This is a genomic window from Collinsella sp. CLA-ER-H7 (assembly GCF_040092345.1).
Lineage (GTDB): Bacteria > Actinomycetota > Coriobacteriia > Coriobacteriales > Coriobacteriaceae > Collinsella.
The window spans coordinates 115,043-141,889 of sequence record NZ_JBBNLT010000001.1 but is presented as its reverse complement, the minus strand read 5'-3'; the positions used below and the strand labels follow the sequence as shown (position 1 = coordinate 141,889).

The 26,847-nt window shown below is 59.6% G+C and carries 26 protein-coding genes; 23 read left to right on the top strand and 3 right to left on the bottom strand.

The window, feature by feature from the left end:
- Window positions 1-11: 11 nt before the first annotated feature.
- The 20 genes from AAAX75_RS00630 to AAAX75_RS00535 all read left to right on the top strand — a co-directional run bounded on the left by AAAX75_RS00630 (window position 12) and on the right by AAAX75_RS00535 (window position 21,462).
- Entirely contained in the window at window positions 12-1,712 is a 1,701-nt protein-coding gene (locus tag AAAX75_RS00630) for a penicillin-binding protein 2 (protein WP_306421710.1), read from the top strand.
- 126 nt (window positions 1,713-1,838) lie between these two features.
- On the top strand, window positions 1,839-3,263 hold the full coding sequence (murF, locus tag AAAX75_RS00625) for a UDP-N-acetylmuramoyl-tripeptide--D-alanyl-D-alanine ligase (RefSeq protein WP_227790116.1): 1,425 nt from the start codon (window positions 1,839-1,841) through the stop codon (window positions 3,261-3,263).
- Window positions 3,264-3,266: 3 nt separating this feature from the next.
- Window positions 3,267-4,286, top strand: a complete 1,020-nt coding sequence (gene mraY, locus AAAX75_RS00620; RefSeq protein ID WP_006234262.1) for a phospho-N-acetylmuramoyl-pentapeptide-transferase — start codon at window positions 3,267-3,269, stop codon at window positions 4,284-4,286.
- A 9-nt stretch (window positions 4,287-4,295) separates the two neighbouring features.
- The gene (gene murD / locus AAAX75_RS00615; protein WP_227790117.1) at window positions 4,296-5,702 is read left to right on the top strand and encodes a UDP-N-acetylmuramoyl-L-alanine--D-glutamate ligase; all 1,407 of its coding nucleotides are present in this window, start codon (window positions 4,296-4,298) and stop codon (window positions 5,700-5,702) included.
- 35 nt (window positions 5,703-5,737) lie between these two features.
- On the top strand, window positions 5,738-7,231 hold the full coding sequence (ftsW, locus tag AAAX75_RS00610; protein WP_349090787.1) for a putative lipid II flippase FtsW: 1,494 nt from the start codon (window positions 5,738-5,740) through the stop codon (window positions 7,229-7,231).
- A complete protein-coding gene (murG, locus tag AAAX75_RS00605; protein ID WP_349090786.1) occupies window positions 7,221-8,336 on the top strand; it encodes an undecaprenyldiphospho-muramoylpentapeptide beta-N-acetylglucosaminyltransferase in 1,116 nt (371 codons plus the stop codon). Before ftsW ends, murG begins: the two co-directional genes overlap by 11 nt.
- Before the next feature lie 97 nt (window positions 8,337-8,433).
- Window positions 8,434-9,852, top strand: coding sequence for a UDP-N-acetylmuramate--L-alanine ligase (gene murC / locus AAAX75_RS00600; protein WP_349090785.1), 1,419 nt, complete (start codon window positions 8,434-8,436; stop codon window positions 9,850-9,852).
- A 5-nt stretch (window positions 9,853-9,857) separates the two neighbouring features.
- Window positions 9,858-10,769: a UDP-N-acetylmuramate dehydrogenase gene (gene murB / locus AAAX75_RS00595; protein ID WP_349090784.1), complete on the top strand. Its 912-nt coding sequence runs from the start codon at window positions 9,858-9,860 to the stop codon at window positions 10,767-10,769.
- A 424-nt stretch (window positions 10,770-11,193) separates the two neighbouring features.
- Window positions 11,194-11,982, top strand: a complete 789-nt coding sequence (locus AAAX75_RS00590) for an FtsQ-type POTRA domain-containing protein (protein ID WP_347478307.1) — start codon at window positions 11,194-11,196, stop codon at window positions 11,980-11,982.
- A 199-nt stretch (window positions 11,983-12,181) separates the two neighbouring features.
- On the top strand, window positions 12,182-13,336 hold the full coding sequence (ftsZ, locus tag AAAX75_RS00585; RefSeq protein ID WP_022094491.1) for a cell division protein FtsZ: 1,155 nt from the start codon (window positions 12,182-12,184) through the stop codon (window positions 13,334-13,336).
- A gap of 210 nt (window positions 13,337-13,546) precedes the next feature.
- Window positions 13,547-14,347 (top strand): polyphenol oxidase family protein, encoded by an 801-nt coding sequence (locus tag AAAX75_RS00580; RefSeq protein ID WP_347478308.1) that lies wholly within the window; start codon window positions 13,547-13,549, stop codon window positions 14,345-14,347.
- The gene (locus AAAX75_RS00575) at window positions 14,344-15,180 is read left to right on the top strand and encodes a phosphate ABC transporter substrate-binding protein (RefSeq protein WP_055251678.1); all 837 of its coding nucleotides are present in this window, start codon (window positions 14,344-14,346) and stop codon (window positions 15,178-15,180) included. Before AAAX75_RS00580 ends, AAAX75_RS00575 begins: the two co-directional genes overlap by 4 nt.
- Window position 15,181: 1 nt before the next feature.
- Window positions 15,182-16,108 (top strand): phosphate ABC transporter permease subunit PstC, encoded by a 927-nt coding sequence (pstC, locus tag AAAX75_RS00570; RefSeq protein ID WP_349090783.1) that lies wholly within the window; start codon window positions 15,182-15,184, stop codon window positions 16,106-16,108.
- Window positions 16,109-16,111: 3 nt separating this feature from the next.
- A complete protein-coding gene (pstA, locus tag AAAX75_RS00565) occupies window positions 16,112-17,017 on the top strand; it encodes a phosphate ABC transporter permease PstA (protein ID WP_347478310.1) in 906 nt (301 codons plus the stop codon).
- Window positions 17,018-17,029: 12 nt separating this feature from the next.
- Window positions 17,030-17,833 (top strand): phosphate ABC transporter ATP-binding protein PstB, encoded by an 804-nt coding sequence (gene pstB / locus AAAX75_RS00560; RefSeq protein ID WP_089571588.1) that lies wholly within the window; start codon window positions 17,030-17,032, stop codon window positions 17,831-17,833.
- 92 nt (window positions 17,834-17,925) lie between these two features.
- A complete protein-coding gene (locus AAAX75_RS00555; protein ID WP_349090782.1) occupies window positions 17,926-18,783 on the top strand; it encodes a PhoU domain-containing protein in 858 nt (285 codons plus the stop codon).
- A gap of 119 nt (window positions 18,784-18,902) precedes the next feature.
- Window positions 18,903-19,640, top strand: coding sequence for a YggS family pyridoxal phosphate-dependent enzyme (locus AAAX75_RS00550; RefSeq protein ID WP_349090781.1), 738 nt, complete (start codon window positions 18,903-18,905; stop codon window positions 19,638-19,640).
- A 60-nt stretch (window positions 19,641-19,700) separates the two neighbouring features.
- Window positions 19,701-20,423: a cell division protein SepF gene (locus AAAX75_RS00545; protein WP_022094497.1), complete on the top strand. Its 723-nt coding sequence runs from the start codon at window positions 19,701-19,703 to the stop codon at window positions 20,421-20,423.
- A 15-nt stretch (window positions 20,424-20,438) separates the two neighbouring features.
- Window positions 20,439-20,726 (top strand): YggT family protein, encoded by a 288-nt coding sequence (locus AAAX75_RS00540; protein WP_328517311.1) that lies wholly within the window; start codon window positions 20,439-20,441, stop codon window positions 20,724-20,726.
- 61 nt (window positions 20,727-20,787) lie between these two features.
- Window positions 20,788-21,462, top strand: a complete 675-nt coding sequence (locus AAAX75_RS00535) for a DivIVA domain-containing protein (protein WP_006234242.1) — start codon at window positions 20,788-20,790, stop codon at window positions 21,460-21,462.
- A 166-nt stretch (window positions 21,463-21,628) separates the two neighbouring features.
- Here AAAX75_RS00535 and AAAX75_RS00530 read toward each other — a convergent pair whose 3' ends face one another.
- The 3 genes from AAAX75_RS00530 to AAAX75_RS00520 all read right to left on the bottom strand — a co-directional run bounded on the left by AAAX75_RS00530 (window position 21,629) and on the right by AAAX75_RS00520 (window position 24,186).
- Window positions 21,629-22,159, bottom strand: a complete 531-nt coding sequence (locus AAAX75_RS00530; RefSeq protein WP_349090780.1) for a nitroreductase family protein — start codon at window positions 22,157-22,159, stop codon at window positions 21,629-21,631.
- 286 nt (window positions 22,160-22,445) lie between these two features.
- On the bottom strand, window positions 22,446-23,069 hold the full coding sequence (locus AAAX75_RS00525) for a DUF47 family protein (protein ID WP_195919441.1): 624 nt from the start codon (window positions 23,067-23,069) through the stop codon (window positions 22,446-22,448).
- Window positions 23,070-23,136: 67 nt separating this feature from the next.
- Complete coding sequence (locus tag AAAX75_RS00520) at window positions 23,137-24,186, bottom strand: inorganic phosphate transporter (protein WP_055309823.1); 1,050 nt, start codon at window positions 24,184-24,186, stop codon at window positions 23,137-23,139.
- A 250-nt stretch (window positions 24,187-24,436) separates the two neighbouring features.
- On the opposite strand from AAAX75_RS00520, the gene AAAX75_RS00515 reads away from it, so the two are divergent.
- From AAAX75_RS00515 to AAAX75_RS00505, 3 genes are all read left to right on the top strand, one after another.
- Window positions 24,437-24,775 carry a hypothetical protein gene (locus AAAX75_RS00515; protein WP_006234236.1) on the top strand — a complete coding sequence of 113 codons (339 nt, stop codon included), beginning with the start codon at window positions 24,437-24,439 and terminating at the stop codon, window positions 24,773-24,775.
- 84 nt (window positions 24,776-24,859) lie between these two features.
- On the top strand, window positions 24,860-25,555 hold the full coding sequence (locus AAAX75_RS00510) for a Bax inhibitor-1 family protein (RefSeq protein ID WP_349090779.1): 696 nt from the start codon (window positions 24,860-24,862) through the stop codon (window positions 25,553-25,555).
- Between the two features lie 137 nt (window positions 25,556-25,692).
- Window positions 25,693-26,826, top strand: a complete 1,134-nt coding sequence (locus AAAX75_RS00505; RefSeq protein WP_349090778.1) for a TIGR02452 family protein — start codon at window positions 25,693-25,695, stop codon at window positions 26,824-26,826.
- Window positions 26,827-26,847 lie beyond the last annotated feature (21 nt).

The following is a 26,847-nucleotide window of genomic DNA, read 5'->3' as shown; positions in this document are numbered from 1 at the left end:
GCGGCCCTCAAGTGCATAACACCAGGTCGCGCAAGAGTTCGTCGACCGAATGGCTCACAGGCGCACCTCTGCCTCGCCGCAAAGCCGTCATGGGCTTCATCGGGCTTGGCTTGGGCTTGGGCGTCTTTCGCCTTGCCGACTATCAAATTGTCGAAGCCGATAAACTGCGCGAGCGTGCCGATGCGCGCCGCCTGCTTGCGCAGACCCTCTATGCCAAACGCGGCACCATCTACGACCGCAACGGCAACGTGTTGGCGTCGTCGGTCGAATGTCGCAACATCGCCGTGAACCCGCAGCTTGTCGAGGATGTTGACAAGACGGTGTCGGCGCTGGTCAAGGCAACTGGAATCGATAAAAAGACCTGCCGCAAGCTCGTTGAGTCCGATGGAACCTGGGTGTATATCAAGCGCCAGGTGGACGAAGACGATGTTGCGGCGCTGGAGAAGAAGAACCTGCCCGGCGTGCTTTTTGAGCAGGCCATGAAGCGCGTATATCCATACGGCAATCTGGCATCGCAGGTGCTGGGTGTAGTGAATGTAGACAACGATGGCTTGACGGGTCTCGAAAAGCAATACAACAAGCTTCTGACCGGCACGAACGGTTCTCTCGTACGCGAGCGCGCGAGGGACGGCAGCTATATCGCGGGCGGTGCCTATAAAAAGGTGGCTGCGGTCGACGGCGTTGATATCGTGACGACGCTCGACGTCAATATCCAGCGTGCGGCCGAGGATGCCCTGGCAGAGGCAGTTGAGAAGACTAAGGCCAAGAACGGCTCGGCGCTGGTCACCGATCCTACGACAGGCGAGATTTTGGCAGCCTGCTCGTACCCGACCTACGACCAGACCGATCTGGAGAATGCCAAGACCGAGGATATGAATCTGCGCCTGGTCACCGACGCCTACGAGCCCGGCTCGGTCTTTAAGACGCTCGTGGCGGGCGCCGGCTTCGACTTGGGCGTCGTGCGATCGAGTACGTCGTTTGAGGTGCCGGCGAGCATCAAGGTGGGCGACGATACCGTCACCGATGCCGACAAGCGCGACTATGCCATGACCATGGATGTGCGCGAGATGATGCGCCGTTCGTCCAACGTGGGCTTTGTCCTAGTGGGGCGCAAGATCGGTGCCGACGACTTTGCCGCCTATGTGGACAAGTGGGGCATCGGTCACAGCTCGGGTGTCGATTTTCCGGGAGAGAGCCTGGGTATCGTCAAGGAGCGTGACCAGTATGACGGCGCCACGCTGGGCTCGATGAGCTTTGGACAGGCACTGTCCGTCTCGCCGATTGAGATCGCACGTGCCGTGGGCGGCATCGCCAACGGCGGCGTGATGATGACACCGCACTTCTATAAGTCCAGCAAAGGCGACGAGAAGGACTGGGGCGAAGGCGAGCGCGCGATTTCGGAGGACGCCGCATCCCAGGTGACATCGTGCATGCAGACGGTCGTGTCCGAGGGAACGGGCGTTGGCGGCGCGGTTGACGGCTATGACGTGGCGGGTAAGACCGGTACGGCCGAACGTGCCGACGAGAACGGCGGCTACCTCAAGGAGAACTACATGTCGTCCTTTATGGGCTTTGCACCGGCACAATCGCCCAAGGTGCTGTGCTATATCACGCTCGACGGAACGCCGAGCGGCTCAGATGCCGCTGCGGTGCCGTTCCAGTCCATTATGGCCAACGCGCTCGACGTGCTGGGTATCCCGCACACGAAGTAGGGGGTTACAATCTTTGGGGCGTGGTTTGTTGTCCCATATGAGGGTGTTCACATGCCCTGCACCACGCATGTGCGGCGCTGGGATACAATACGCCGATAGCATTATTAGGTTTACAGGGGAGCTGCAATGATAGAGATCGCCGTCAACAACCTCGCGGCCGCAACAGGGGCCCGAACCGTGACGGGAGAAGCCGATCGGGTATGCCGCGGGTGCGTTATCGACTCGCGCCAGGTCGAGGAAGGGACGATTTTCGTCGCCTTTCCCGGTGAAAACGTCGACGGCAATGATTTTGCTTCCCGTGCCGTCCAGTCGGGTGCCGGCGCCGTCGTGATGACGCGTGAGCCCGAGGCCGAGCTGGTCTCGCTGGCGCAGGACAAAGGATGCGCCATCCTGCTGACCGATGATCCCGAGGAGTTTCTGCTGCGTTTGGCGCACGCGTATCGCCTGGAGCTTGGCTGCCTGGTCGTTGGCATTACCGGTTCCATCGGCAAGACGACGACCAAGGACGTGCTCGCCGCCGTGCTCGCCAAGCGCTATCGTGTCTGGGCCACCAAGGGCAATTTCAATAACCTGATCGGCATGCCGCTCACGGTGCTTTCCGCCCCGGCCGATACCGAGGTCCTGGTGCTCGAGATGGGCATGAACCATTTCCACGAGATCGAGCGCCTTTCCCAGTCCGCCAATCCCAACTTTGCCATCGTGAGCAAGATCGGCACCTCTCACATCGGCATTTTGGGCAGCCGCGAGAACATCGCCCGCGCTAAGGCCGAGATTGTCCAGGGTATGCGCGCCGCCGGCGACTTCTTGCCGCTGCTGGTTTTGGGCGGTGAGGACGACTTTACGCCGTTCATTCGCGATACGTTCGCCCAGCCTGCTGGTATCGATGTGATGCTGGCCGGCGTCTCGGACGATGATGAGGTCCGTGCCCGCGACATTCGTGTTGATGACGAGGGCCGTCCGGTCTTTACGCTCGATTTTGGCCAGGGTGAGACGACCGATACCATGCTTGCCATCCCCGGCGTGCAGTCCGTCCCAAATGCCGTTAAGGCCGCCGCAGTTGCCTATCGCCTGGGCGTGACGCCCGAGCAGATCGATGCTGCCTTTAGAGGCCTCACGATCACCGGTCACCGCCAGGAGATCAAGCGCGCCAAGAGCGGTGCCCGCGTCATTGACGATTCCTATAACGCCAGCGCCGAATCCATGGCTGCTGGTCTCGATCTACTGTGCTCGCTTTCGTGCACGGGGTCTCGCATGGCGATCCTGGGCGAGATGGGCGAGATGGGCGATGAGGCTCCTCGCATGCATGAGCTCGTGGGCGCCTATGCCGCCGCCAAGAAGCTCGACATGCTGGCGTGCGTGGGCGGTGAGCTGGCCCAGCTTATGGCCGATGCCGCGCGCATGATGGGTATGGACGAGGACCGCATCCAGGTGTTCTCCGATTATCAGCAGGTGCTCGACCGCATGGGCGGCGCGCTTGAAAAACATGATGTTGTACTGGTCAAGGGTTCCCGCTTTGTTGAGCTCGACCGCTTTGTGGAAGGTGTGTGCTAGCCCATGTTCGGCAATCCCTCGTATCCAACGTATCAGGCTTTTTTGGGGCTTGGCATCGCCGCTGCCATTGCGCTGCTGCTCATGCCGTGGTGGATCAAGCTGCTCAAGGTCGAGGGTATCGGCCAGCAGGTTCGTGCCGACGGCCCCAAGCGTCATTTGGTTAAGCAGGGAACGCCCACCATGGGTGGCGTTGTCATTCTCGTCGCGATTTCGCTGACCTGCCTGCTGATGGGCAAGCTCACCACCGAGCTCGTGCTCGTGCTGCTCGCCACGCTGGCGACCGGCGTGCTGGGCCTGATCGACGACCTGACCTCCGTTACGCATGGGCGCTCGCTCGGTCTGACGCCTCATGCCAAGATGATCGGCCTAACCATTATCTGTGTCACCTTTACGGTACTTGCCGTCAACTGGTGCGGCGTCGCCCCCGAGATTCGTTTTCCCGGCGGCCTGACGATTGACCTTGGCGTGCTTTCGACCACCATCTGCGGCCTTTCGTTCCCGTGGCTCTACATTGTCTTTTGCTGGCTGATGATCGCCGGTCTTTCTAATGCCGTGAACCTGACCGATGGCCTTGACGGTCTTGCTGGCGGCACCTCCATGATTGCCATGCTCGCCATGGCTGCCATGGCGTTTTTGCACGGAGACGTGAACCTGTCCATCTTCTGCACCGCGTGTGCCGGTGCCTGCTTGGGCTTTCTGTGGTTCAACTGCTATCCGGCGAGCATCTTTATGGGCGATACCGGCTCGCTTGCCCTGGGCGCCGCGTTTGCCTGCACGTCCATCATGACCAACACCGAGGTCGTCTCCCTCATCATCGGCGGCCTGTTTATCGTTGAGACCCTGTCGGTCATGATTCAGGTTGTCTACTTCCACTTTACGCACAAGCGCGTCTTCCTTATGGCGCCCATCCATCATCATTTCGAAAAGAAGGGCTGGGCGGAGACCAAGGTCGTCATCCGTTTTTGGATTATCGCTGCTGCCTTTGGTGCCGTTGGCCTTGCCCTGTTCTTCCAGTTGGGATAGTGGTCTTTCATGCCTCTTGCTGATGTCTTTAGCCTGCTCGTTTTGGGTCAGGGCAAATCCGGTCTCGATGTCGCCCGCTGGGCGCTGGCACATCCCGAGCGCGTAAGTGCCGTTACCGTGTATGGCGGTGGCACCTCTGAGCCCAATGACGCCACGCGTGCGCTCGAGGCTGCTGGTGCGTCGTTTGTCTATGGGACCGAACAGGTCGAGGGCGCCTATGACGTATGCGTGACGTGCCCGGGCATCTCGGAGTTCTCGGGCTTCTTTAAGGCCGGGCGCGAGCGTGCCGCCCAGATTATGGGTGAGCCCGAGTTTGCCTATCGCCTGTCGCCCGATAACTGGATTGCCATCACGGGCACCAACGGCAAGACGACCACCACGTCGCTGACTGATTATCTGCTTAAGGCTGCCGGCGAGGCCAGCGTTGCTGTCGGCAACATCGGCGAGCCGCCGGTCAACGAGATTGACGGCCGAGCCCACAACGAGTGGTTTGTGGCTGAGCTCTCGAGCTATCAGATTGCTACGACAACCGAGCTCCACCCCCGCGTGGCGGTGCTGCTCAACATCACTCCCGACCACTTGGGCTGGCATAAGAGCCATAAGAACTATGCACTTGCCAAGATCAAACTGTTTGACAATATGGTCGATGACGATCTGGTGGTTGTCGACGTCGAAGACGCCGGCATTCACGAGTTCGATGAGTACATCTATACGCCGGGTCGTCGCATCTGCAAGGTTGCCTTTGACGAGCCTGAGGGCGAGGATGCCGCCTTTGTGCGCGACGGCAAGATGATCGTGCGTCTGAAGGGTGTCGAGACCCCGCTCATCGCTACATCCGAGCTCAAGATCTCGGGCCATCACAATGTTATCAATGCCCTGTGCGCTGCCACGGCTGCCTTGGCTGTCGGTGCCGATGTCGATGGTGTCTGCCGCGGTCTTGCCTCGTTCCAGCCGCTCGAGCACCGCGTGGAGCCGTGTGGCGAGATTGACGGCGTGCGTTACGTCAACGATTCCAAGGCGACCAACACCGATGCGGTCGAGAAGGCACTGACGGCATTTCCCGATGACGACGTGATCTTGCTGCTCGGCGGCCACGATAAGGGCACGCCGCTCACGGACTTCGCGCGCGTCGTTATGGACAACGTGCGCTCGGTCGTCTGCTTTGGCGATGCGCGCGAGCGCTTCACCGCCGCTATGGACGAGGCCGATGTCGATGGCGATGTGGATATCGCCCAGGCGGATGACCTACGCGACGCCGTGGACGTTGCCCGTTCGTTGTCGAGCCGTGGCGACGTGATCTTACTTTCACCTGCCTGCTCTTCGTTCGATGAGTTCTCGGGCTATGAGGAGCGCGGCCGCGTGTTTAAGGACTACGTGGCTCAGCTTGCCGCTGCGGCGAAATCACAAATGGAATAGGGGTTGCGGTGAGAGAGGAGAGCCCCCGACAAGGTATGAGGAGGCCCGACTCGGACCGTGCTTCCTTACGTCGCACCACACCGCGTTCCGGCCGCGGCGGGCAGTCGTTTAGCGAACGCTATATTGCCGGCGTTCCCGCCCGTATCATGCGCCCCCGTTTGATATTCATGGCCTGCTTGTTTACCTTGGTATGCTTTGGCCTGCTGATGGTGTACTCGGCGTCTTCGGTCGAGGCGCTGCACGAGAATGGCTCGGCGACGTTTTTTCTGGGTCGACAGGCCGCGTTTGCCGTGGTCGGTGTTCTGGCGCTGATTGCCATCGTGCGCGTTTTGCCGGACAGCTGGTTTGGGGAGGATGTGCTCAGGATCTTTCTTATCGGCATGATAGGGCTACTGCTTCTGGTGTTCTTGGTGGGCAGCGGCAGCCGCGGCGCCACGCGCTGGCTCAACATCGCCGGTATTCAGTTCCAGCCTTCCGAGTTTTTAAAGCCATTTGCCATTGCGTATTCGGCCATCATGCTTGATCGCTTCTTTTCGCCCGGTGGCAACATCAACGAATTCCTTCGCAAGATGGGCATCTACCTTGGCATTTCGCTCTTTCTGATCTTTATCCAGCCCGATTTCGGTACTGTCCTGATCATCCTGTTGACCCTCATGTGCATGGCGTTGTTTGCGGGTCTCGACCCCAGATTTATCATCGGCGTGCTAATCTTCGGCATTCTCGTGATCGTGATTGCGCTTGTCGCAGAGCCGTACCGTATGGTGCGTATTCAGGTTGCCTTGAACCCTTGGGCCGACGAGTATGGTGACGGCTATCAGGCCACGCTTGCCATCATGGCCTTTGCCTCGGGCGGTCTGTTCGGCCGTGGCATCGGCAACTCAACCATGAAGTACTCGTATCTGCCCGAGGCACACAACGACTACATCTTGGCCATCATTGGCGAGGAAGTCGGTTTTGTCGGAACCGTACTGTTCTTCTTGGTGTTTGCGATGCTGATCTACTCGGCGTTTCGCATTGCCGAGCAGGCGACCGATCGTCGGGGCGCGCTCATGGCGTCTGGCTCCGCAGTCATTCTCGCGGTGCAGTTTTTGATTAACGCGCTGGGCATCCTCAACGTATTTCCCATGACGGGCAAACCGTTGCCGTTTATTAGCTACGGCGGTTCGTCGATTATTGTGTCGCTTATGCTTGCCGGGTTGATCCTGCGCGTTTCGTACGAGAGCGCCCGCCGCGATGAGTATGACCGCCGCCGTGAGAGCTTTGCCGTTATGGATGAGAGCACCGCCGGCGTAGCCCATGTGCGCGGTGAACGACCTTCGCGTAGCGGCTTTACCGTTCTGGATGGTTCTGCATCCGAGCCGGCAGCTCGTCCACGCTCGCGAACGGCTCCGCAAGGCCGTCCGCAGCGCCCCAGCCCTCGCAACGCGGGCGGCGGATATAATCGAATCGATTTGAACTCGGACCCGTCGGCGCGTCTGCGCACCGACGACCAGGGACCGCGTGTACGAAGGGACTACCATGACCGATAAAATGACCGTTGCTATTGCAGCCGGCGGCACGGCAGGACACATCAACCCCGCGCTCGCCTTGGCCGAAGAGCTGCGTGACCGTGGTCACCACGTTGTGTTCGTGGGCCAGTCGCGCAAGCTCGAGGGTCGTCTGGTCCCCGAGGCTGGGTTTGATTTTGTGCCCATTACGGTCACGGGCTTCGACCGCTCCCGTCCTTGGACGGCGCTGACCTCGCTGTGGCGTGTCAACAAGGCCAAACGTGCGCTCGCCAGTCATTTCTCAAAGGTTGGCAAGCCCGATGCCGCCATTGGTTTTGGTGCCTATGTCGAGGTTCCGCTGCTGGGGTGGTGTAAGGGCGCGGGCGTTCCGTATCTGCTGCATGAGCAGAACTCTGTTCCGGGCCTGGCCAACAAGATGATGAACTCCCACGCCGCCCGCGTGTGCATCTCGGTGCCGGCAGCGCGCTCGGTCTTTGAGCACGAAGGTGACCCTGACCACGTGCTCATGACCGGCAATCCCGTACGTCGCTCGGTGATCGAGGGAGATCGCGCTCGCGGCCGCAAGGCACTTGGCGTTCCCGAGGACGCTACGCTGCTGCTCGTCTTTGGCGGTTCACTTGGCGCCCAGCACCTCAACGAGCGCGTGGCTTCGCTCAAAAACGAGCTGCTTTCGCGCAAAAATCTCTATGTGTTGCATTCGACGGGTGCCGACGGCTTTGAGGAGACCGAGCGCGCTTTGGCGCTGACGCCCGAGGAGGCGAAGCGTTACCGCGTCCAGCCTTACATCGACAACATGGGCGATATGCTGGCTGCTGCCGATTTGGTGCTCTCGCGTTCGGGCGCATCGAGCGTGGCCGAGATCGCTGCGCTCGCCGTGCCTTCGGTGCTCGTGCCGTATCCGCATGCGACAGCCGACCACCAAACCACCAATGCTCGTTATCTGGTCGACGCCGGGGCCGGCGTGCTCTGCGCCGATGCCGATATCGACGGTTCTGCCTTTGCCGATGAGCTGCTGCACCTGGTCGATGACGCGGCGGCGCGCGACGCCATGCGTCAGGCGGCGCGTGGTCTGGCTCAGGATAGGGCCGCCGCTCTTCTGGCGGATGCGGTAGAGGGTTTGCGTTAGTTAGACGGGATATCGTCGGTCGCCCTCGCGCTGATGCGGTAGGTGCGGTACAGTTAACGGGTTACAGGCAGTGTTTACGCAAGGAGTACACGAGCACATGGCTGATTCCCAGACTGCAACCTCCGCGCCCGAGTTTAAGAGCGCCCACTTTATCGGTATCGGCGGCGCCGGCATGAGCGGCGTCGCCCTCGTTCTTCACGAGCGCGGTTATGCCGTTACCGGCTCCGACCTTAAGACGTCACGTTATATCCGCCAGCTTACCCGCGCTGGTGTGAAGGTGCATGTGGGCCATGAGGCCGCCACGATCGACGAGGTCAAGCCCGACGTGGTTGTTGTCTCCACCGCTATTCCGGAGTCCAACCCTGAACTCGTGCGCGCTCGCGAGCTTGGTATTCCCGTGTGGCCCCGTGCCAAGATGCTCTCTGCTTTGGGCCACGGCTACACCACCGTCGCTGTTGCCGGCACGCATGGCAAGACCACCACGTCTTCGATGTGCGCCACCATGCTCGACCGCATGGGTCTGGATCCGAGCTTCCTGATCGGTGGCATCGTCGAGGGCTATGACACGAACGGCAAGAACGGCTCGGGCGACTACTTTGTCGCCGAAGCCGACGAGTCCGATAGCTCCTTCCTGTTCCTGAACCCCAACGTAGTCATTGTGACCAACGTCGAAGCCGACCACCTCGATCACTACTCGGGTATCGAGGAGATCGAGGCGACTTTCGCCAAATTCATGAGCCTGGTGGGCGAGGACGGCACCGTCATCGTCTGCGGTGAGGACCCGCATCTGGTCGAGCTCGCCAAGTCGACGGGTCGTCACGTGCTTTCCTACGGCTTTGCCGAGAGCAACGACATCGTCTGCATGCACCCGGATGTCAAGGGCATCCAGAGCGACTTTATCGTTCGCTTTGAGGACGGCACTGAACACGCTGTGGAGATCAAGAGCAATCCCGGTCGCCACAACATGCTCAACGCCACGGCGGTGCTCACCGTCGCCCATGTCCTGGGCCTTGACATCGACGCCGCCGCCAAGGCGCTCTCGAGCTTTGAGGGCGTCCGCCGTCGCTTTACCCACGTGGGCGATATCGATGGCATCACCGTGGTCGATGATTACGGCCATCACCCCACCGAGATCAAGGCGACGCTTGCTGCTGCTTCGTCGCTGGGCTACAAGCACGTCGACGTCGTGTTCCAGCCGCACCGCTATTCGCGCCTGCAGGCCCTGTGCGACGACTTTGCCGATGCATTTGCCAATGCCGATAAACTGCTGCTGATTGATGTGTTCTCGGCTGGCGAGATGCCCATTCCGGGTGTTACCTCTAAGATGCTCGCCGATACCGTGCGCGCCAAGCATCCTGGCAAGGAGGTCGTGTACTGTTCCAGCCGTCTTGAGCTTAATCAGGAGCTCGAGCAGATGGTGGGCGAGGGCGACCTGCTGCTCACTATGGGTGCCGGTGACGTTACGACCGTCGGTCCCGAGTTCATTGAGTATCTGACTGCCAAGAAAGACGCTTAAGTCTAATGGGTCTGTTTAACGCCGTCATGGCGCTCTCGGGCATGATCGACACGGATGTGATTGAGGACGAGCGCCTTGCGCGTCATACGAGCTATCGTATCGGCGGCAAGGCCGACCTCTTTGTGACGTGCCATAGCTATCATGCCCTCCGCCGCACCGTGGCGGTGCTCGATCGCGAGCAGGTGCCGTGGGTCATCATCGGCAAGGGCTCCAATCTGCTGGTTGCCGATGGCGGTTATCGCGGCGCCGTCATTTCGCTCGGACGTGAGTTTCAGCGCACGGTTGTTGCCGATGACGGTTGTACGCTGACGGTCGGTGCGGGCGTGATGTTTGCGCGCCTGGTCAACGATGCCCTGTCGCGTAGCCTCTCGGGCCTTGAGTTTGCCGTTGGCATCCCTGGCTCGGTTGGCGGTGCGATATCTATGAATGCCGGCACACGGACCGAGTGGATTGGCTCGCTGGTTGAGGATGTCGTAACGTTTGACCCGGCATCCGGTATCAAGCATTATGCGGGGTCCGAGATCACTTGGGGCTACCGCGAATGTAGCCTTCCCCGCAATGAGATCATCCTCGAGTGCGTGCTCAAGCTTAAACCGGCGCCCAAGGCCGACATTCGCGAGCGCATGGAACGGTACCTGACGAGGCGCAAGCGTACGCAGCCCATGGGTCGCGCATCCTGCGGGTCGGTCTTTCGTAACCCGCCCGATGCGAGTGTGGGCAAGCTTATCGAGGATTGTGGATTAAAGGGTTTTTCGATTGGCGGCGCGGAAGTTTCGCCCGTTCACGCTAATTTTATCGTTAATAACGGAACTGCCTCGGCCGATGACGTTGCCGCGGTTATCAGACATGTGCACGGAAAGGTGAGGGAGGCGTATGGCATCGAGCTCAGACCGGAAGTTAAATTCCTCGGCTTCTAGAGCATCGAAACCCACCTTCCGCCGCGCCGGAGGGCGTTCCGGCGCGCCTGCCAAACCTCAACGCAATACCGTCGCGCACTCTAAGCCTGTCGGGCATGCTCGACAGACCAGTCGTCCGGTCGTCGGCTCGCAGCTCGGTAATCGTCCGGCTGCAAAAAAGTCCTCGCGTCCCTCGGTGACGTCAAAGCCTGTTATGGGCGCCAAGCCTGCCCGCCCCATGGCAACTCCTAAGCCCTCGACGGGAACTAAAGCGGCGCGTCCAGGTCGCACACTGGGCGCATCGAAACCGCGCTCGCTGACATCGGTGCCGCCTACCGCCAAGAAGCCTTTGAGTAAAAAAGGCGTAAACCCGTTGTCTTCACTTGGGGCGATGGCAAATAAAACATCAGACGCCGCTTCTGTCGTTGCAGGCAAAGGCAAAATCGTGGGCGGAGTTCTGGCCGCCTTGGCCGTGCTCGTCGTCGTTGCCGTCGTGGTGATCAACTCTGGATTGTTTACCGCCACTGATATTCAGATTCAAGGCAGCGAGCATGTGACGAAGCACGATGCTATCCAGCTGATCGATTTGCCCGAGGGAACGTCGCTTTTTAACGTCGATCCCGACCAGATTACCGAGGATCTCAAGCAGAACCCGTGGGTCTCGGGCGTGGATGTCCAGCGTCAGTTCCCGCATACGCTCATCATTACGCCGATGGAGCGCAAGGTCATCGCAATTGCCTATATCAGCTCCGATGACCTTGCCTGGGCCATCGGGGATGATGACACCTGGATCGCCCCGCTGTCGACGTCGGTCGAAGTTGACGACCAGGGCAACGTCATCACGACAGGGCAGGGCTCAAATACCCTGACCGGCATTGATGCCGCACTTGCGCTCGCTAAGCACTATGGCGCGGTGTTGTTGACTGATGTCTCGGCGGATGTCGCTCCGGTTTCCGGCCAGGCAGTGAGCTCCAAGGCCGTTAAGGCTGGGTTGGATTATGTGCGTGGTTTTTCGAGCGAGTTCTTGGGACAAGTCAAGGATATTTCCACGCCTTCGGTCGAAGCCATCTCGGCAAACCTCAATAACGGCATTGAAGTGTCGCTGGGCGATTCGGACGATATCGTCAAGAAGGAACGCGTAGTCACCAAGTTGCTTTCGCAGGTAGAGGGCGTAACGTATATCAATGTGCGCTCTCCGGGTAACTACACATTTAGGAATGCTCCGACCTCGTAGCGCTGGTTGATGCTTTGTTGAGGGGCCATACCACGCCGTTTATCTGGTTTGTTTGGTTTTCACGGTCAATTATTTGACTGATACGTTCATAATGTGCAACCATAATACGGTTTACCTTTGCATTTACTTTCAACCTGAAGGTTAATGTGCGCAGGGGTCGACCCATGCTATGGCTATAACCTTTGTTCGGAGGACCGACATGCACGAGACAGAGATCAACAACTACCTTGCCGTCATTAAGGTGGTCGGCGTCGGCGGCGGCGGTACCAACGCGGTCAATCGAATGATCGAAGAGGGCATCCGCGGCGTCGAGTTTGTTGCCATCAACACCGATGCTCAGGCACTCGCGATCTCTGATGCCGATATCAAGGTGCACATCGGCACCGACCTTACCCGCGGCCTGGGCGCCGGCGCCAACCCCGAGGTTGGCCGCAAGGCTGCCGATGAGTCCCGCGACGACATTGCCGAGGCGCTCGCTGGCGCCGATATGGTGTTCATCACCTGCGGCGAGGGCGGTGGCACCGGTACCGGCGCTGCTCCTATCGTTGCCGATATCGCGATGAACGAGGTCGGCGCACTGACCGTCGCCGTCGTGACCAAGCCCTTCACCTTCGAGGGCCGCAAGCGCAAGAAGAGCGCCGAGGAGGGCATCAAGACCCTCTCCGATTGCGTCGATACCATGATCGTCATCCCCAACGATAAGCTGCTCGACATCGCCGAGAAGAAGACCACCATGCTCGAGGCCTTCGCGATTGCCGATGGCGTCCTTTCCCAGGGCACCCAGGGCATCACCGACCTCATCACCGTCCCCGGTATCATCAACTTGGACTTCGCCGATGTTAAGACCATCATGAAGCAGGCCGGTACCGCCATGATGGGTATCGGTACCTCTTCTGGGGATACCCGTGCCGTCGACGCTGCCCAGCAGGCCATCTCCAGCCCGCTGCTCGAGAGCTCCATCGATGGCGCCACGCGCGTGCTGCTCTCCATCGCCGGTTCCAAGGACCTGGGCATCCAGGAGATTAGCGACGCCGCCGACGTTGTCGCCAACGCCGTCGACCCCGAGGCCAACATCATCTTCGGTACCGTTGTCGACGAGTCCCTGGGCGATCAGGTGCGTATCACCGTCATCGCTACGGGCTTCTCCGACTCCAACGTCAACCGTCAGGACGAGCTCTTTGCTGCTCAGCAGTCTCAGAGCAAGGCCGCTGCCTCCGCTGAGCCGCAGCGCACCGCTCCTGCCACGAGCCCGGCTCAGGCCGCTCCGACCCGCAACGTCGGTGGCACCGAGCTTCCTAACTTCGGCAACGATCAGTTCGAGCTTCCCGACTTCCTGAAGCGCGGTAGCTTCTAAGTCGTTCTTTGCATTGTTGTGCACAGGGGCGTGTCCGTATGGACGCGCCCTTTTTATTTCGACTTTGTAAACTAGAACCTCCAATCTCTTTACGTTCCCTTTACGATTGCCTCCAGCGCAGCAGGTATCCTTTTAGAGAAGTATGACAGCCGTATAAACGCGGGCTGTAGCGGCGATGCCGCGGTACTTGTGTTATTAGGAGGCTTTAGTATGGCAGCACGTGCGGACAAAGTTTCGCGTGTCGACCATGATGGAGTTACGTTGGTGGAGGGCGCGACATCCGATGTTCGCTTTGCCTTCACCGAGCGCGCCGGTGGCGTTTCCGAAGATGCGTACTCCTCACTCAACTTGGGCTCGCATGTTGGCGATGACCCCTTTGCTGTTCAAGAAAATCGTCGTCGTGCGCTCGAGGCTATGGGTGCCGCCGAGTGCGAACACAACCTGCTCGTTCCCAATCAGGTCCATGGTGATCATATCGTTGCGGTGACCTCGAACGGCGCCGATGACCTTGAGGACGTTCGCGAGCAGATTGCCGAGGGCTGTGATGCCATCGTCTGCACGGCGCATAACGTGCCCGTGCTGCTCTGCTTTGCCGACTGCGTTCCCGTGGTGCTGGTGGCCCCTGGCGGATTTGCCGTGGTGCACTCCGGTTGGAAGGGCACGATTGCACGTATTTCTGCCAAGGCGTGCCAGGCGCTTTGCGATGCTGCCGGCTGCGATGCGAGCAACGTTTCCGCCTATATCGGCCCCCATATCTTGGGTGACGAATATGAGGTATCCCAGGAACTCATGGATCGCTTTGCCGCCGAGTTCTCTTGCATCGATGCGAGTGCCTCTCACATGCTCGATCTTTCCGCTGCCATTCGCGAGGCGCTGGTAGATGTCGGTGTCGACGCGGATAATATCGTGGATACCCAGCTTTCGACTGTGCGTCAGAACGACCGCTTTTATTCCTACCGTAACGAGGACGGCACCTGTGGGCGCCATGCTGCGATCGGCGTGATGCTATGAGAAAGATCGTATCGGTCCTGAGCGCCGCTGTGCTTACGCTTACGCTGTGCGCCTGTTCTTCGGGATCTTCTACCTCTTCCATTACCGTCGCCGGCTCCACGACCTGCCTTCCTATCGCCGAGATTGCGGCCGAGGGCTTTAAGGAGGAGACCGGCATCGACGTGCTCGTTTCCGGTTTGGGTTCTTCCGCTGGCATCGAGGCCGTCAGCGCCGGCACAGCCGATATCGCCAGCTCCTCCCGTGGACTCAATGCCGACGAACAGGATCTGGGCCTGACTCCCATCGTCATTGCCCACGACGGTATCGCGGTCATCGTGAACGACGATAACCCGGTCGATAACCTCTCGACCGAGCAGCTCCGCGATATTTACGCCGGCAAGATCACCAACTGGAAAGAAGTCGGTGGCGAGGACCTGAGGATCCAGGTCATCAATCGAGATGAGGCGTCCGGCACGCGTGAGGCCTTCCGCACCATCGTGATGGACGGCACCCCGTTCGATCGCCGCTCGGCCGTTCTTTCGGGCACGGGCCAGGTGCGCGACGTGGTATCTCGTTCGCGCGGTGCCATTGGCTACATTTCGCTGGGCTTCGTCGATAGCCTCAACGCCAAGACCTCGGTCAAGGCCGTCTCGGTCAATCATGTTGAGGCGTCCGAGAAGACGGTCGCGAGCGGCGGCTATCCCATCTCACGCGACCTTTACTTCTTTGTGAAGGGTGCGCCTTCGCAGCAGGCGCAGGATTATATCGACTATGTGACGTCCGAAAAGATGGACAAGCAGATTCGCGAGGCGGGCTTTATTCCCGTCACCAACGACGAGAAGGGGAGTGAGTAGCATGGAAGCACAGGAAAACTCCCAGACTGAGCAGAATGTTCAGACGCCCAAGAAGCGCGAGCTGGCGCTCGTATCGCGCAGTACCTATATCAAGGAGAAGGCGCTGCAGTGGATCTTCTTTGCCTGCGCGTTCTTGGCGGTCGTTACCGTCATCCTGATTTTTGTCTTTACCACGTACTCGGCGCTGCCCGTCTTTACTGACATCGGTCTGGCGGACTTCTTTAGCTTTACGTGGGCGCCTTCCGAGGGCCACTACGGCATCTTGTCGCTGCTTGCCGGCTCGGGTCTGGTGACCGTCGGTGCGCTCGCCATGGGCGTGCCGCTGGGCGTGGGTACGGCCGTTTACCTGGTCGAGATTGCCAGCAAGCGCGTGCGCAAGCTCATCAGCCCCGCCGTTGACCTGCTGGCGGGCATACCCTCCATCATCTACGGCTTCTTTGGCATGATCATCATCCGCCCGTTTATCGCACAACTGACCGGCGGCCTTGGTTTTGGTGCGCTGACGGCGTGGTTTGTGCTCGCCATCATGATCGTCCCTACCATCACCACGCTCACCATCGATGCTCTCAATTCCATTCCCATGGGCATTCGCGAGGCATCGTATGCCATGGGCGCCACCAAGTGGCAGACCATCTATAAGGTCGTGCTACCTGCCGCGAAGCTGGGTATTGTGGACGCCATCGTTTTGGGCATGGGGCGCGCCATCGGCGAGACTATGGCCGTGCTCATGGTCGTGGGCAATGCTCCGGTCATTCCCGATAGCATCGCGAGCCCCATCTCGACGCTCACGAGCCAGATTGCGCTCGACATGAGCTACTCCTCGGGCTTGCACCGCTCGGCGCTCTTTGGCATGGGCGTGGTCCTGTTTATCATCTCCGCCGCGCTGGTGGGCATTGTCCGTCTGATTTCCAAGAAGAAGAGGGGGTAGGCTATGTCCGATTTCGTTGACACGACGGTCGATACGACCTCGTCGCGCGAGCGCATTAAGCGTGCCCTTTCCCACGGCAAGAAGGGCCGCATCAACAAAGACCTGTCCAACAAGATCATGCTTGGCGTGTTTCGTGCCGCTGCCTACATCACCACGCTGGTGCTGGTCGCTATCATCGCCTACGTGGTCATTAACGGCCTGCCACATATCTCGCTCGACTTTATCTTCGGTTGGCCCCAGGGCGTCAACGCCGAGGGCGGAATTTGGCCCACGATCGTCTCGACCGTCTATGTGACGGCGCTCGCCATGCTTATCTGCACGCCGATCGCTGTGCTGGCAGCCGTCTATCTGGCCGAGTACGCCAAGCAGGGCAAGGTCGTCGAGCTCATTCGCTACGCTGCCGACGCTTTGGCCTCGGTGCCCTCCATCGTTATGGGTCTGTTTGGCTACGCCTTGTTTGTCGAGGCCATGGGCCTGGGCCTTTCGATGGTCTCGGCCGCTCTGGCACTCGCGCTCTTGATGCTTCCCATCGTCATGCGCACCACCGAAGAGGCCATTCGCGCCGTTCCGCGCTATATCCGTTGGGGCGCGTACGGCCTGGGCGCTACCAAGTGGCAGGTTGTCTCCAAGATCGTGCTTCCTTCTGCCTTTGGTCGCATCGCCACCGGTATCGTCCTTGCCATCGGCCGTGCCATCGGCGAGACCGCGGTGGTGCTCTACACCATGGGCCAGGCCATCAATCTACCTATTTCGCCGCTCGATTCCGGCCGCCCCATGACGGTTCACCTGTACCTGCTTGCCAACGACGGCATCAACATGAACGCAGCCTACGGCACCGCGCTCTTGCTGATGGTGATCATTCTGGCCTTCAACCTGTTTGCGCGCTTCCTGTCGCGCAGGCGTCGCTAGTTAAGGAGTCCCATGTCCGTTTATCAGTCCGCTCCCACGCTGGAGCAAGCGGCCATTACGGCCAAGGATTTCAACTTTTGGTACGGTGACTTTCATGCGCTGACGGGGCTTGACCTCAACATCGCCAAAAACGCCATCACCTCCTTCATTGGCCCTTCGGGCTGCGGTAAGTCGACGTTTTTGCGCTGCATCAACCGCATGAATGACCTGATCGAGGGCACGCGCGTCGAGGGCACCATGACGCTCGACGGCAACGATATCTATGCCGAGGGTGTCGACCCGGTCGATCTCCGTCGTCGCGTGGGCATGATCTTTCAGCAGCCAAACCCGTTTCCTAAATCCATCTACGAGAATGTCGCCTTTGGCCCTCGTCTGCAGGGCGTGACTAGCAAAAGTGACCTCGATGACATCGTGGAAGAATCGCTCAAGCGCGCCAACCTCTGGAAAGAGGTATCCAATCAGCTCAACAAGGATGGTTTGGCGCTCTCGGGCGGTCAGCAGCAGCGTCTGTGCATCGCGCGCGTGCTTGCGGTGCAACCCGATGTCCTTCTGATGGACGAGCCCTGCTCCGCCATCGACCCCACGTCTGTCTCTAAGGTCGAGGATCTGATGGCCGAGCTGGCGCCCGAGATGACGATCATCATCGTCACGCATTCAATGCAGCAGGCAGCTCGTATTAGCGACTACACCGCATTCTTCTTGCAGGAAGTTGCCGGCGAGCCCGCCACGCTCATCGAGTATGGTCAAACCGACGCGATCTTCACCAGTCCGGTGGACTCGCGGACGGAAGACTATATCACCGGCCGCTTTGGCTGATCGGTGCGACTAGTCCCAAGCTGATCGGACCTGGTCCGGTGTGTATTTACTGTGCGGGCGGCATGACCGCACCCAACTGATTGGAGTGAACCATGCGCAAACTGTTTTCCCGTCAGCTCGTCGAGGCCCGTCACGAGATGCTGAGCATCTATGAGGCCGTCGATCTGGCCCTCCACGATGCCGTGAAGGCCTATGTGACCGACGACCGCAAGCTCGCCACCAAGACCAAGAAGCGCACGCTTTCGATTGACGCGCGCTGCGCCAACCTGGAGGCCGTCTGCTACAACCTGATCGCCACGCAGTCACCGGTCGCCTCCGACTTCCGCCTGCTTCAGACGATCATCTACGTCGACTTTAACCTGCAGCGCATGACCGATAAGGTCCGTCAGATCTGCCGCGCCACGCGTCATATGATCAAGGCTGACATCTCGCTGCCCAAGGAGCTTGTCGGCACGGTCGAGGCCGAGGCTGAGGCCGTCTACCAGGTGCTGGGCTCTTCGCTTTCTGCGCTCGTCACCAATGACATGTCCATCATTTGCAACTTGGCCGTCGAGGACGAGCCAGTGCACGCCGCCTACGAGAAGTTCTTCCGCACCTTTAACCGTATGGATGCGGGCGACTTTATGGACGACGACAGCAACTATGACGACCTGCGCCGCGCCATCATGGTTTCGCGCTACCTCGATCGCATCGCCTCGATTTCCATCGATGCCGCCTGCCGTCTGACCTTCCTGTTGGCTGGTCAGCGCATGAATGCCGGCGATATCGCCCGCACTGATGAGGATGAGCTCGAGAGCATGCGCGTGCCTTCGGGCGAGGGTGTTATCATGAGGCCCGCCGTCGACGCTCGCTACGTTGCCAAGGTGCCCGCTAACGAGGTCAGCGAGGGTCTTCGCTACCTGCTCGATCATCTTGAGGATGAGGACGATGGCGAGGACGACGAGGAGTAAGCAACCCCGTTCGTCGAAAGATTGTAAATACCTAAGTGAGCGCGGCCTTGCACATGCGGGGCCGCGCTCTTGCGTTAGCATGGGACTACTTGTTTGGCTGTCAGCGGAGGCGATTAGCAATGGATAACTATTTGGACTTGATGCGCGCTCGCCGCGAGCAGATTCTGGAACGTTTTTATGCGGCGCTCGATCGCGCAGGCCGTCCCCACGACGCCGCGCGCCTCATTGCCGTGTCCAAGACCGTTGGTGTCGATGAGACCGTTGCCGCCATCCAGGCGGGGTATCGCCATTTTGCCGAGAATCGCCTGCAGGAGCTGGTTCGCAAGCTCACGGGTCTGGCGGAGCATCCGGAGCTGCCCGAGGTGCGCTTCGATATGATCGGCAACCTGCAGACCAATAAGATCAATGCGGTGCTGGGCTCAGCCGAGCTGATTCACTCGGTGGGTTCGCTGCATCTGGCGCAGGCGATCTCGAGCCGTGCTGTCCGCAAGATTGAGGCAGGCGAGCTCGCCGGCCCCCAGCGTGTGCTCATTGAGGTCAATGTGAGTGGTGAGGAGTCGAAGGGAGGCTTTTCGCCCGATGAGATTCGCGCCGCCGCGGGTGAGCTTGCGGAACTTGAGGGAATTTGCGTACAGGGGCTTATGACTATGGCGCCCCGGGGGAATAAGGATGTGGCACGCCGCACCTTTGCGGGGCTTCGTGAGCTGAGGGATGAGCTGGAGGCGGCGCATCCCGATTTGAACCTGCCTGAGCTTTCCTGCGGTATGAGCGAGGACTTTGAGCCTGCCCTTGAGGAGGGCTCTACGCTCGTTCGCCTGGGCAGGGTAGTATTTAGCCCGGAGTTTGCAGTAAAATAAGGCTCTGAAGTGCGCACTGATTATCGGGGCGCCTGCACTAAACCGCGAGAGGACACAACCATGGGCTTCCTTGACGAGATTAAAAATAAGATGCACCTGGGCGGCCAGCAGGGTTACGACCAGGGTTATGGCCAGGACGACGACTACGGCTACGATGATGGCTATGACGATGGCTATCAGGGCAACGGCTACAGCGGTGCTTCGGGCGAGGGCTTCTACACCCAAGACGAGCCGAGCAACGGCCTGCTTGGTCAGACGCGCCGTGGTGAAGCTGAGTCGGTTGCCGTGTATACACGCTCCGGACAGCTGGTCGGCGATGACTCTCGCCATGCCACGACGTATAACCCGCCTTCGCGCTCGCAGGACAGTGTTGCGAGCGGTTATCGTCCTGGTGCCTATGACACGCCGTCGAGCTACGCCGAGAACACCCGCGCCCGTGCCGCCGCTGCGCCCGCGCCTGCACCGAGCGATGCCTCGGCCTATGCGAGCAATATCATCAACGCCACACCGCAGCTGCCGGCCTATGTCCTGCGCCCCGAGAGCTATGACGACGTGGAGACCGTGGTGCGCCGCGTTCGCACCAAGCAGCCTGTCGCACTGATTTTTGTGGGCGTACGCACCGAAGTTGCCAAGCGCGTCTTGGACTTCTCTTACGGCTTTGCCTGCGGTCTGGGTGCCACGGTCAAGGAGGTGGGCGACCGCGTGTTCATGGTGCTGCCCGCCGGTTGCGAGGTCAAAGATTCCGATCTCAAGAAGCTTCGTGCCGACGGCTACCTTAAGTAAAGACAAGACGAGGAGATTCCCATCAACATCTACACTGTCGTCCAGCTGGTCAACACGCTGTTCAACTTCTATTCCACGCTCATTGTCGTCTACTGCTTTATGACGTGGATTCCCATGAAGCAGGGTGGTTTGCTTCAGGATATTGCCGCGGTGCTTGATAGCGTGTGCGGTCCGTGGCTCAACCTGTTCCGTCGTTTCATCCCGCCGATGGGCGGTATCGATTTTTCGCCGGTCGTTGCGATTATTGCGTTGCAGTTGGTGCAGAGGCTGGTTCTGCAGCTTCTTATAGGTATACTCGTGTAGAACTGACTTAGTAACTTACGTCGGGCGTGTAGCGCCGAGGCGATGAAAAAGGAGACTTGTTATGGCTATTACCCCTGCAGACATCCAGGCTCAGACTTTCTCTGAGGCCAAGCGTGGCTACGATCCTGCTGAGGTCGACGTCTTCTTGGAGACGCTGTCCTCCGAGGTCGACGCTATGCTCGCTAAGATCGTCGACCTTAAGGGTCGTCTGACTGCTACCGAGCAGCAGCTTGCCGATGCGCAGGCTCAGCTTGCCCAGGCTCAGGATGCCACCGCCCAGGCCGTTCCTGCCGCCCCCGTGGCTGCTCCCGCCCCTGACTTCTCCGCTCAGGAGCGCCAGATTTCCGCTGCCCTGATCGCTGCCCAGCAGACCGCTGAGACCATCGTTAACGATGCCAACGAGAACGCTGAGCGTATCCGCAATGAGGCTGACGCCAAGGCCCGCGAGGTTATCCGCCAGGCTCTGACCGAGAAGCAGGCCGAGCTCGAGGAGATCGATCGTCTCAAGGCTTCCCGTGAGGAGTTCAAGGCCGAGTATCTTAAGCTCATCCAGCACTTCATGGACGATGCCCAGAACTCCTTCCCGGCCGACCTCATGGCCTCCACACCGGTCGGTTCTGCCGCTTCTCCTGCAGTGACTGTTCCCGCCGAGCCGCTGCCCGTCGCTGACCCGGTTGTCCCCGTGGCCGATCCCTTCGCCCCGATCGACAACTTTGCTGCCGACGACCTGGACTAACATTCGGCCTACAATTTAGTGCCTAGAAAGGACCCGCAGCTTGCGGGTCCTTTTTTATGACTGTGCCGGGGTGCGTAACATAAAAACCGAGCCCTGCACATAGTGGCGCAGAACTCGGCGAACGGATGAACGGTCAAGGGTAGGTTTTAAGGCATGTCCCAAAAATCTACTTGAGGAGGAAGTCGGAGAGGGGAATGGTGCGGGCCTCGCGATGCTCGGGATCGGCGATGTGGTCGGCAGGATAGCCACAGACGAGCATGTGATAGGGGTAGACGCCCTCGGGCAGGTTGAACCGCTCCTGTGCCACCTCAGGCTTAAAATGGCATACCCAGCACGTTCCCAGACCCTGCTCGGTGGCCTCCATCATCATCTGATCACACACGATGGACGTATCGATTTCGCTGGAATTCATCTGATCATACGGGCGCACCCAAGCATCATCGGTAACGCTACAAATAAGGAAGATGAGCGGAGCGCCAAAGATGGACCCATCACGAGCAAACCGAGGCTGACAAACAGCAGCCTTCTCCAGAAGCTCAGGCGTATCCAACACCATCACACGGGTTGGATGATTATTACAAGCAGAAGGAGCAATCCGCCCAGCCTCAACAATGGCATCCACAACAGCTTGCTCTACAGCCCGATCTTCAAACTCACGACAAGAATACCGACCCCGAGCCAGATCCAAATAAGACATACAAGCCCTCCAACAATTAAAAATCAAACAAACCCAAAGTAACCCAAACAGTACCCAAAGCAGCAATCAGTCAAACGCTCATCGAGGGCCAAAGTGTCCGAACGGATACCAAAGGTCCCTTCAGCCAAGCCCCCATTGCACTATAACTATCAGCCAAAGTTCCCAATGGGGGTACATAAGGGAGCGGGCCCGACCACTAATAACCTTTTGAACGACTCTGCTTGCAGCCGGAGTGAAAAAGGTTATTAGTGGCCGGGCCCGCGACCGGTGGGACATGTACCCCCAATTAACTGTTCTTCATGACAATCGAATCCACGACATCGGCCACATTCTCGCAGCAGTCGGCGCAGTACTCCAGGAAGGCGTACACGTCACGCCAGGCGATGACCTCGAGCGGATCCTTGCCGTTAACGTGCAGGTTGCGCATGGCGTTGATATAGAGCTCGTCGGCCTCGGACTCGATGGTGTTGATCTGGATGACCAGCTCGCGCAGCGTTTTGGACTTGCGGTAGTTGGGCAGCTCGACCATCAGGTCCTTCATGGCGCGGCAGGCGTCGGTCACCTTGTGGGCGATCACGATGGCATCGGGATGGATGCTCTGGATGTTGGTGAAGTAGACGCGCTGCACTACGCCCTCGATACGATCGAGCACGGTGTCGAGCGAGCAGCTCATCAGGTCCAGATCCTCGCGCTCAAGCGGGGTGATAAAGGCGGTGAGCAAGGCGTCTTCGAGCTCATGGTGCTTCTTGTCTGCCGCATGCTCAATCGCATGCATCTTATCGAGCATGTCATGGATTTGCGTGGGGTCGAAGTTCTCAAAAATCTTGGTGAGCAGCTCGGCTGCCTGAACGGCGAGGTCAGCGCAAGCGACGTAGTTGTCAAAGTAGAACGAATCGGGTTTCTTTGCCATGGGTGGGTCCTTTCGAGGTGAAGACGGGTGGGCGAAGTGTTGCGGTCCGGATGGACGCTCGGTTTGATTAGAGGAACATCATGAACAGCTTGGCCATGACAAAGCTGATGAGTCCGCAGGCAGGGAAGGTGAAGAACCAGGTGAACATCATGTCCTTGACGACGCCAAAGTTGATGGCCGAAAGGCGCTTGACGGCACCGACACCCATAATGGCGCAGGTTTTGATGTGCGTGGAGGACACGGGGATGCCGGTAAGGGTGGCAAGTAGCAGATTCGCGGCGCCCGCGAGGTCGGCGGAGAAGCCCTGGTACTTTTCGAGCTTGACCATGCTCTGGCCGACGGACTTGATGATGCGCTCGCCGCCCACGCTGGTGCCGATACCCATGGTGGCCGAGCACAGCAGCATAATCCAGATGGGGATGCCTGCATCGCCGACGCTCGTCTGGCCGCTGGCAAAGGCCACGCCTAAAAAGAGCACGCCGATGAACTTCTGTCCATCCTGCGCGCCGTGCATAAAGCTCATGGCCGCGGCACTCGCGATCTGAGCGTATTTAAAGAAGACGTTGGCACGTCGCCTGTTGGCGGCGGCAAACAGAATCGAGACGAGTTTGCACAGGATCCAGCCCATGACAAAGCCCAGACCGATGGAGAGCGCCAGGCCGTAGATGACCTTCATCCATTCGTGGACGTTGACGCTGCTCGCGCCGCCGAGGGCGATAGCGGCACCGGTCAGGCCGGCGATAAGGCTGTGGCTTTGCGAGGTGGGGATACCAAAACGCGACGCTGTGGCGCCGTAGACGACGATGGAGAACAGCGCCGCGCAGAGGCACGCGAGCGCCATGGTGCTGTTTCCGCCAAAGTCGACGATATGTGAGATGGTGTTGGCGACGCTCGCGTTAAAGTGCGTCATGATGAGCACGCCGAGGAAGTTGAATGCGGCGCTCATGAGAATGGCGGCGCGGGCGGGCATGCAACGCGTAGTGACGCAGGTCGCGATGGCGTTGGGCGCGTCGGTCCATCCATTGACGAAGATGGCGCCCAACGCGAGGATCACGGTGACGGCAAGGACTGGGTTCGACACAATTTGGCCGAGGAAGGTTGAGAACGTTACGTCCATATATGGGCTTTCTCGAAGTTTGCAGACACGTTACAAAAACATGATAAATCGTATCACCTCCTGTGGGTTTCTTTACCGAGTTCTGATGGGAGAAGTGAACTTTTTGGCACTAAAATTGAATATTAGCCCTGTTGACCGCGGGTGTTCTATTTGCTAACACGCCATGCGGACACGTGCGATTACTACGACACTCCAAAACCACAGTCTGTTCGCTTTACAACATGCAAACATGCGTTCGATAATAGGAGGCATGGAATATCGACAGACAGATGGCAAAACTCGGCGCGTGCACAAGCAGTATGTGGACGTCGTGGCTCGCATCCTCGCGGGCGGGCAGGTCGTGCCGGTCACCGTCTGCTGGGTCGACGGTCGTTGCTTTACGATTGACGAGATTGTCTCGACCACTGGGTTTGGCCTGACGGTTCACGGCATCCGTACGGCAACCTATAAGGTGCGTTTTGGCGGGCACGCGACCGAGTTGTATCTGGAGGACCAGACGCGCGAACGACCAGATGGTTCGCAGGCCCATCTGATGCGTTGGTGGGTGTGGGCATTCGACCGTACGCTCGAGGGCGAGCGCCGTGGGTAAGGACGTACGGCATTCGGGTACAATGACAGGAATCTTGTCACCTGCTGCGCCGTCTTTCACGGCACTTTTTGAAAGGACGAACCTATGAACGATATCCAGGGCTTTCAGAACGGCCCCGTCGAGAGCGGCGCAAGCCGCGCCAAGGAGATGTCGCCGCGCGCGTACAATCTCGCCATGTCTGCCCTGATCTTCTTGGGCTTTTGCGCCATGGGCGCCGGCGCCTACTTTACGAGCACCATGTCGTTTGCGCGCATGATGATGAGCGGCGCCGCCCTGCCGCTGGTCTTTGGCTCGTTTATTTTGACCATCGTCGGCATGGTCATGATGTCGGCCGCCGCCAGCAAGCAGTCCGTGGGCCTGTCCCTTGTGGGCTACGTAATCTTTGCGAGTACCTTTGGCCTGACCGCGTCGTTTGGCCTTGCCAACTACGACCTGCCCACCATCAACACTGCCTTTATCGCCACGGCCGCCATCACCTTTGTCTTTGGCGCCTTGGGCGTGACGTTCCCCAAGTTTTTCCAGCGCGTATATGGCATCGGTTTTGGCATTCTGCTCGCAACTATTCTGGTTGAGATCGTGCTGATGTTCATGGGCGTCTCGCAGACCATCACCGATCTGATCGTGATCGTGGTGTTCGCCGGCTTTATTGGCTACGACACCTATGTTGCCACGACGGTGCCGCCTACTCTGCCCAACGCCGTGCTCATGGCGTCCAATCTGTTCGTGGACATTATCAACGTGTTCCTGCGCATCCTGAACATCCTTGGCCATCGCGACTAGTGGCGAATTGCGGCGGTGCTTGCCGTGCGTGTAAATCGATGCGAAAGGCGGTCCTTCGGGGCCGTCTTTTTTGTACTCGGCGGGGTATCATGGATGGGAAAAGCCGATAGCGGCAGCGACAGGAAAGGTGGCCACGTATGGCAGACGTCGACAACAGGAACCGTAACCGCAGGTCCAACCGAGCGGGTCAGCCCAATCCCAAGCGCGAGGCCCGTGCCAAGGCCGCCGAGCGTCACGTGGCAACTGTCTCCGAAGCGTGCGCCAAGGATATCGAGCGTTCGCTTGCCGGCGTGTGCGAGTTCGATGGTATGCCTGCCGGCTTTGTCTCGGCGATGAAGGCCAAGGCCCAAGCGGCCGACGCTGTCGAGGAACAGGTTGCCGAGGAGTCTGAGGCCGCCGAGGCCGAGACCGCTGAGGTTGCGTCCGCCGAGACCGAGGTTACGGCCGAGCCTGCACCCGCAGAGGAGGCCACGGAGACCGAGTCCGCGCCTGCCGCCGAGGAGCCCGCTCCGGTCCTGCCCGAGGTCACCGTGCTCGACGCCTCTGCCACGCAGGCCATTCTGGATAACGGCCGAGGCTACGCGCAATTCTGCGACATGGCCGTGCTCGCCTTTGCCTCGTTCACCAACCCGGGCGGCGGCTACATCCAGGGCTATCTGGGTCAGGAGGCCACGCTCTGTGCCGATTCGTACCTGTACAACGTGCTCGATAAACAGCGCAAATGGTACGGCGAGAACCGTCGCCGCAACATCAACTGCGAGCTTTACCGCAACCGTGCGCTGGTGGTGCCCGCGGTGCGTTTCGACCGCAACCATGTGCACGCCTATGCCGACGTAATCGTCGCCGCCGCGCCCAACGCCAAGCGCGCTCGCCAGGAGTATCGCGTGGGTGACGATGCCTTGCTGGACGCCCTGCGCGATCGCATCCGCTTCGTGCTTGCCATCTGCGACGAGCTGGGTCGCGAGAAGCTCGTGCTGGGCGCTTGGGGCTGCGACAACAACGGCTTTGACGCCGAGGCCGTGGCCGAGCTCTTCCGCAAGGAGCTCGCATCGGGCGACTTTAAGGTCAAGCAGGTCTTTTTTGCCGTGCCCTCTACGCGCTGGGACGAAGATTTTGCCAAGTTCGAGCACGTGCTGGCAAACTTCCCCGAGCGCAACGAGGAGTCCTATGCCCAGGTTGCCGCTCGCGCTGCGGCTGCCCGCGCCGCCGAGCAGGCCCAGGCTGCCGCCGAGGACGATGAAGACGATGACGATTGGCGCAAGTACCTGTAATCGGTGTGTGCTGACAGATAG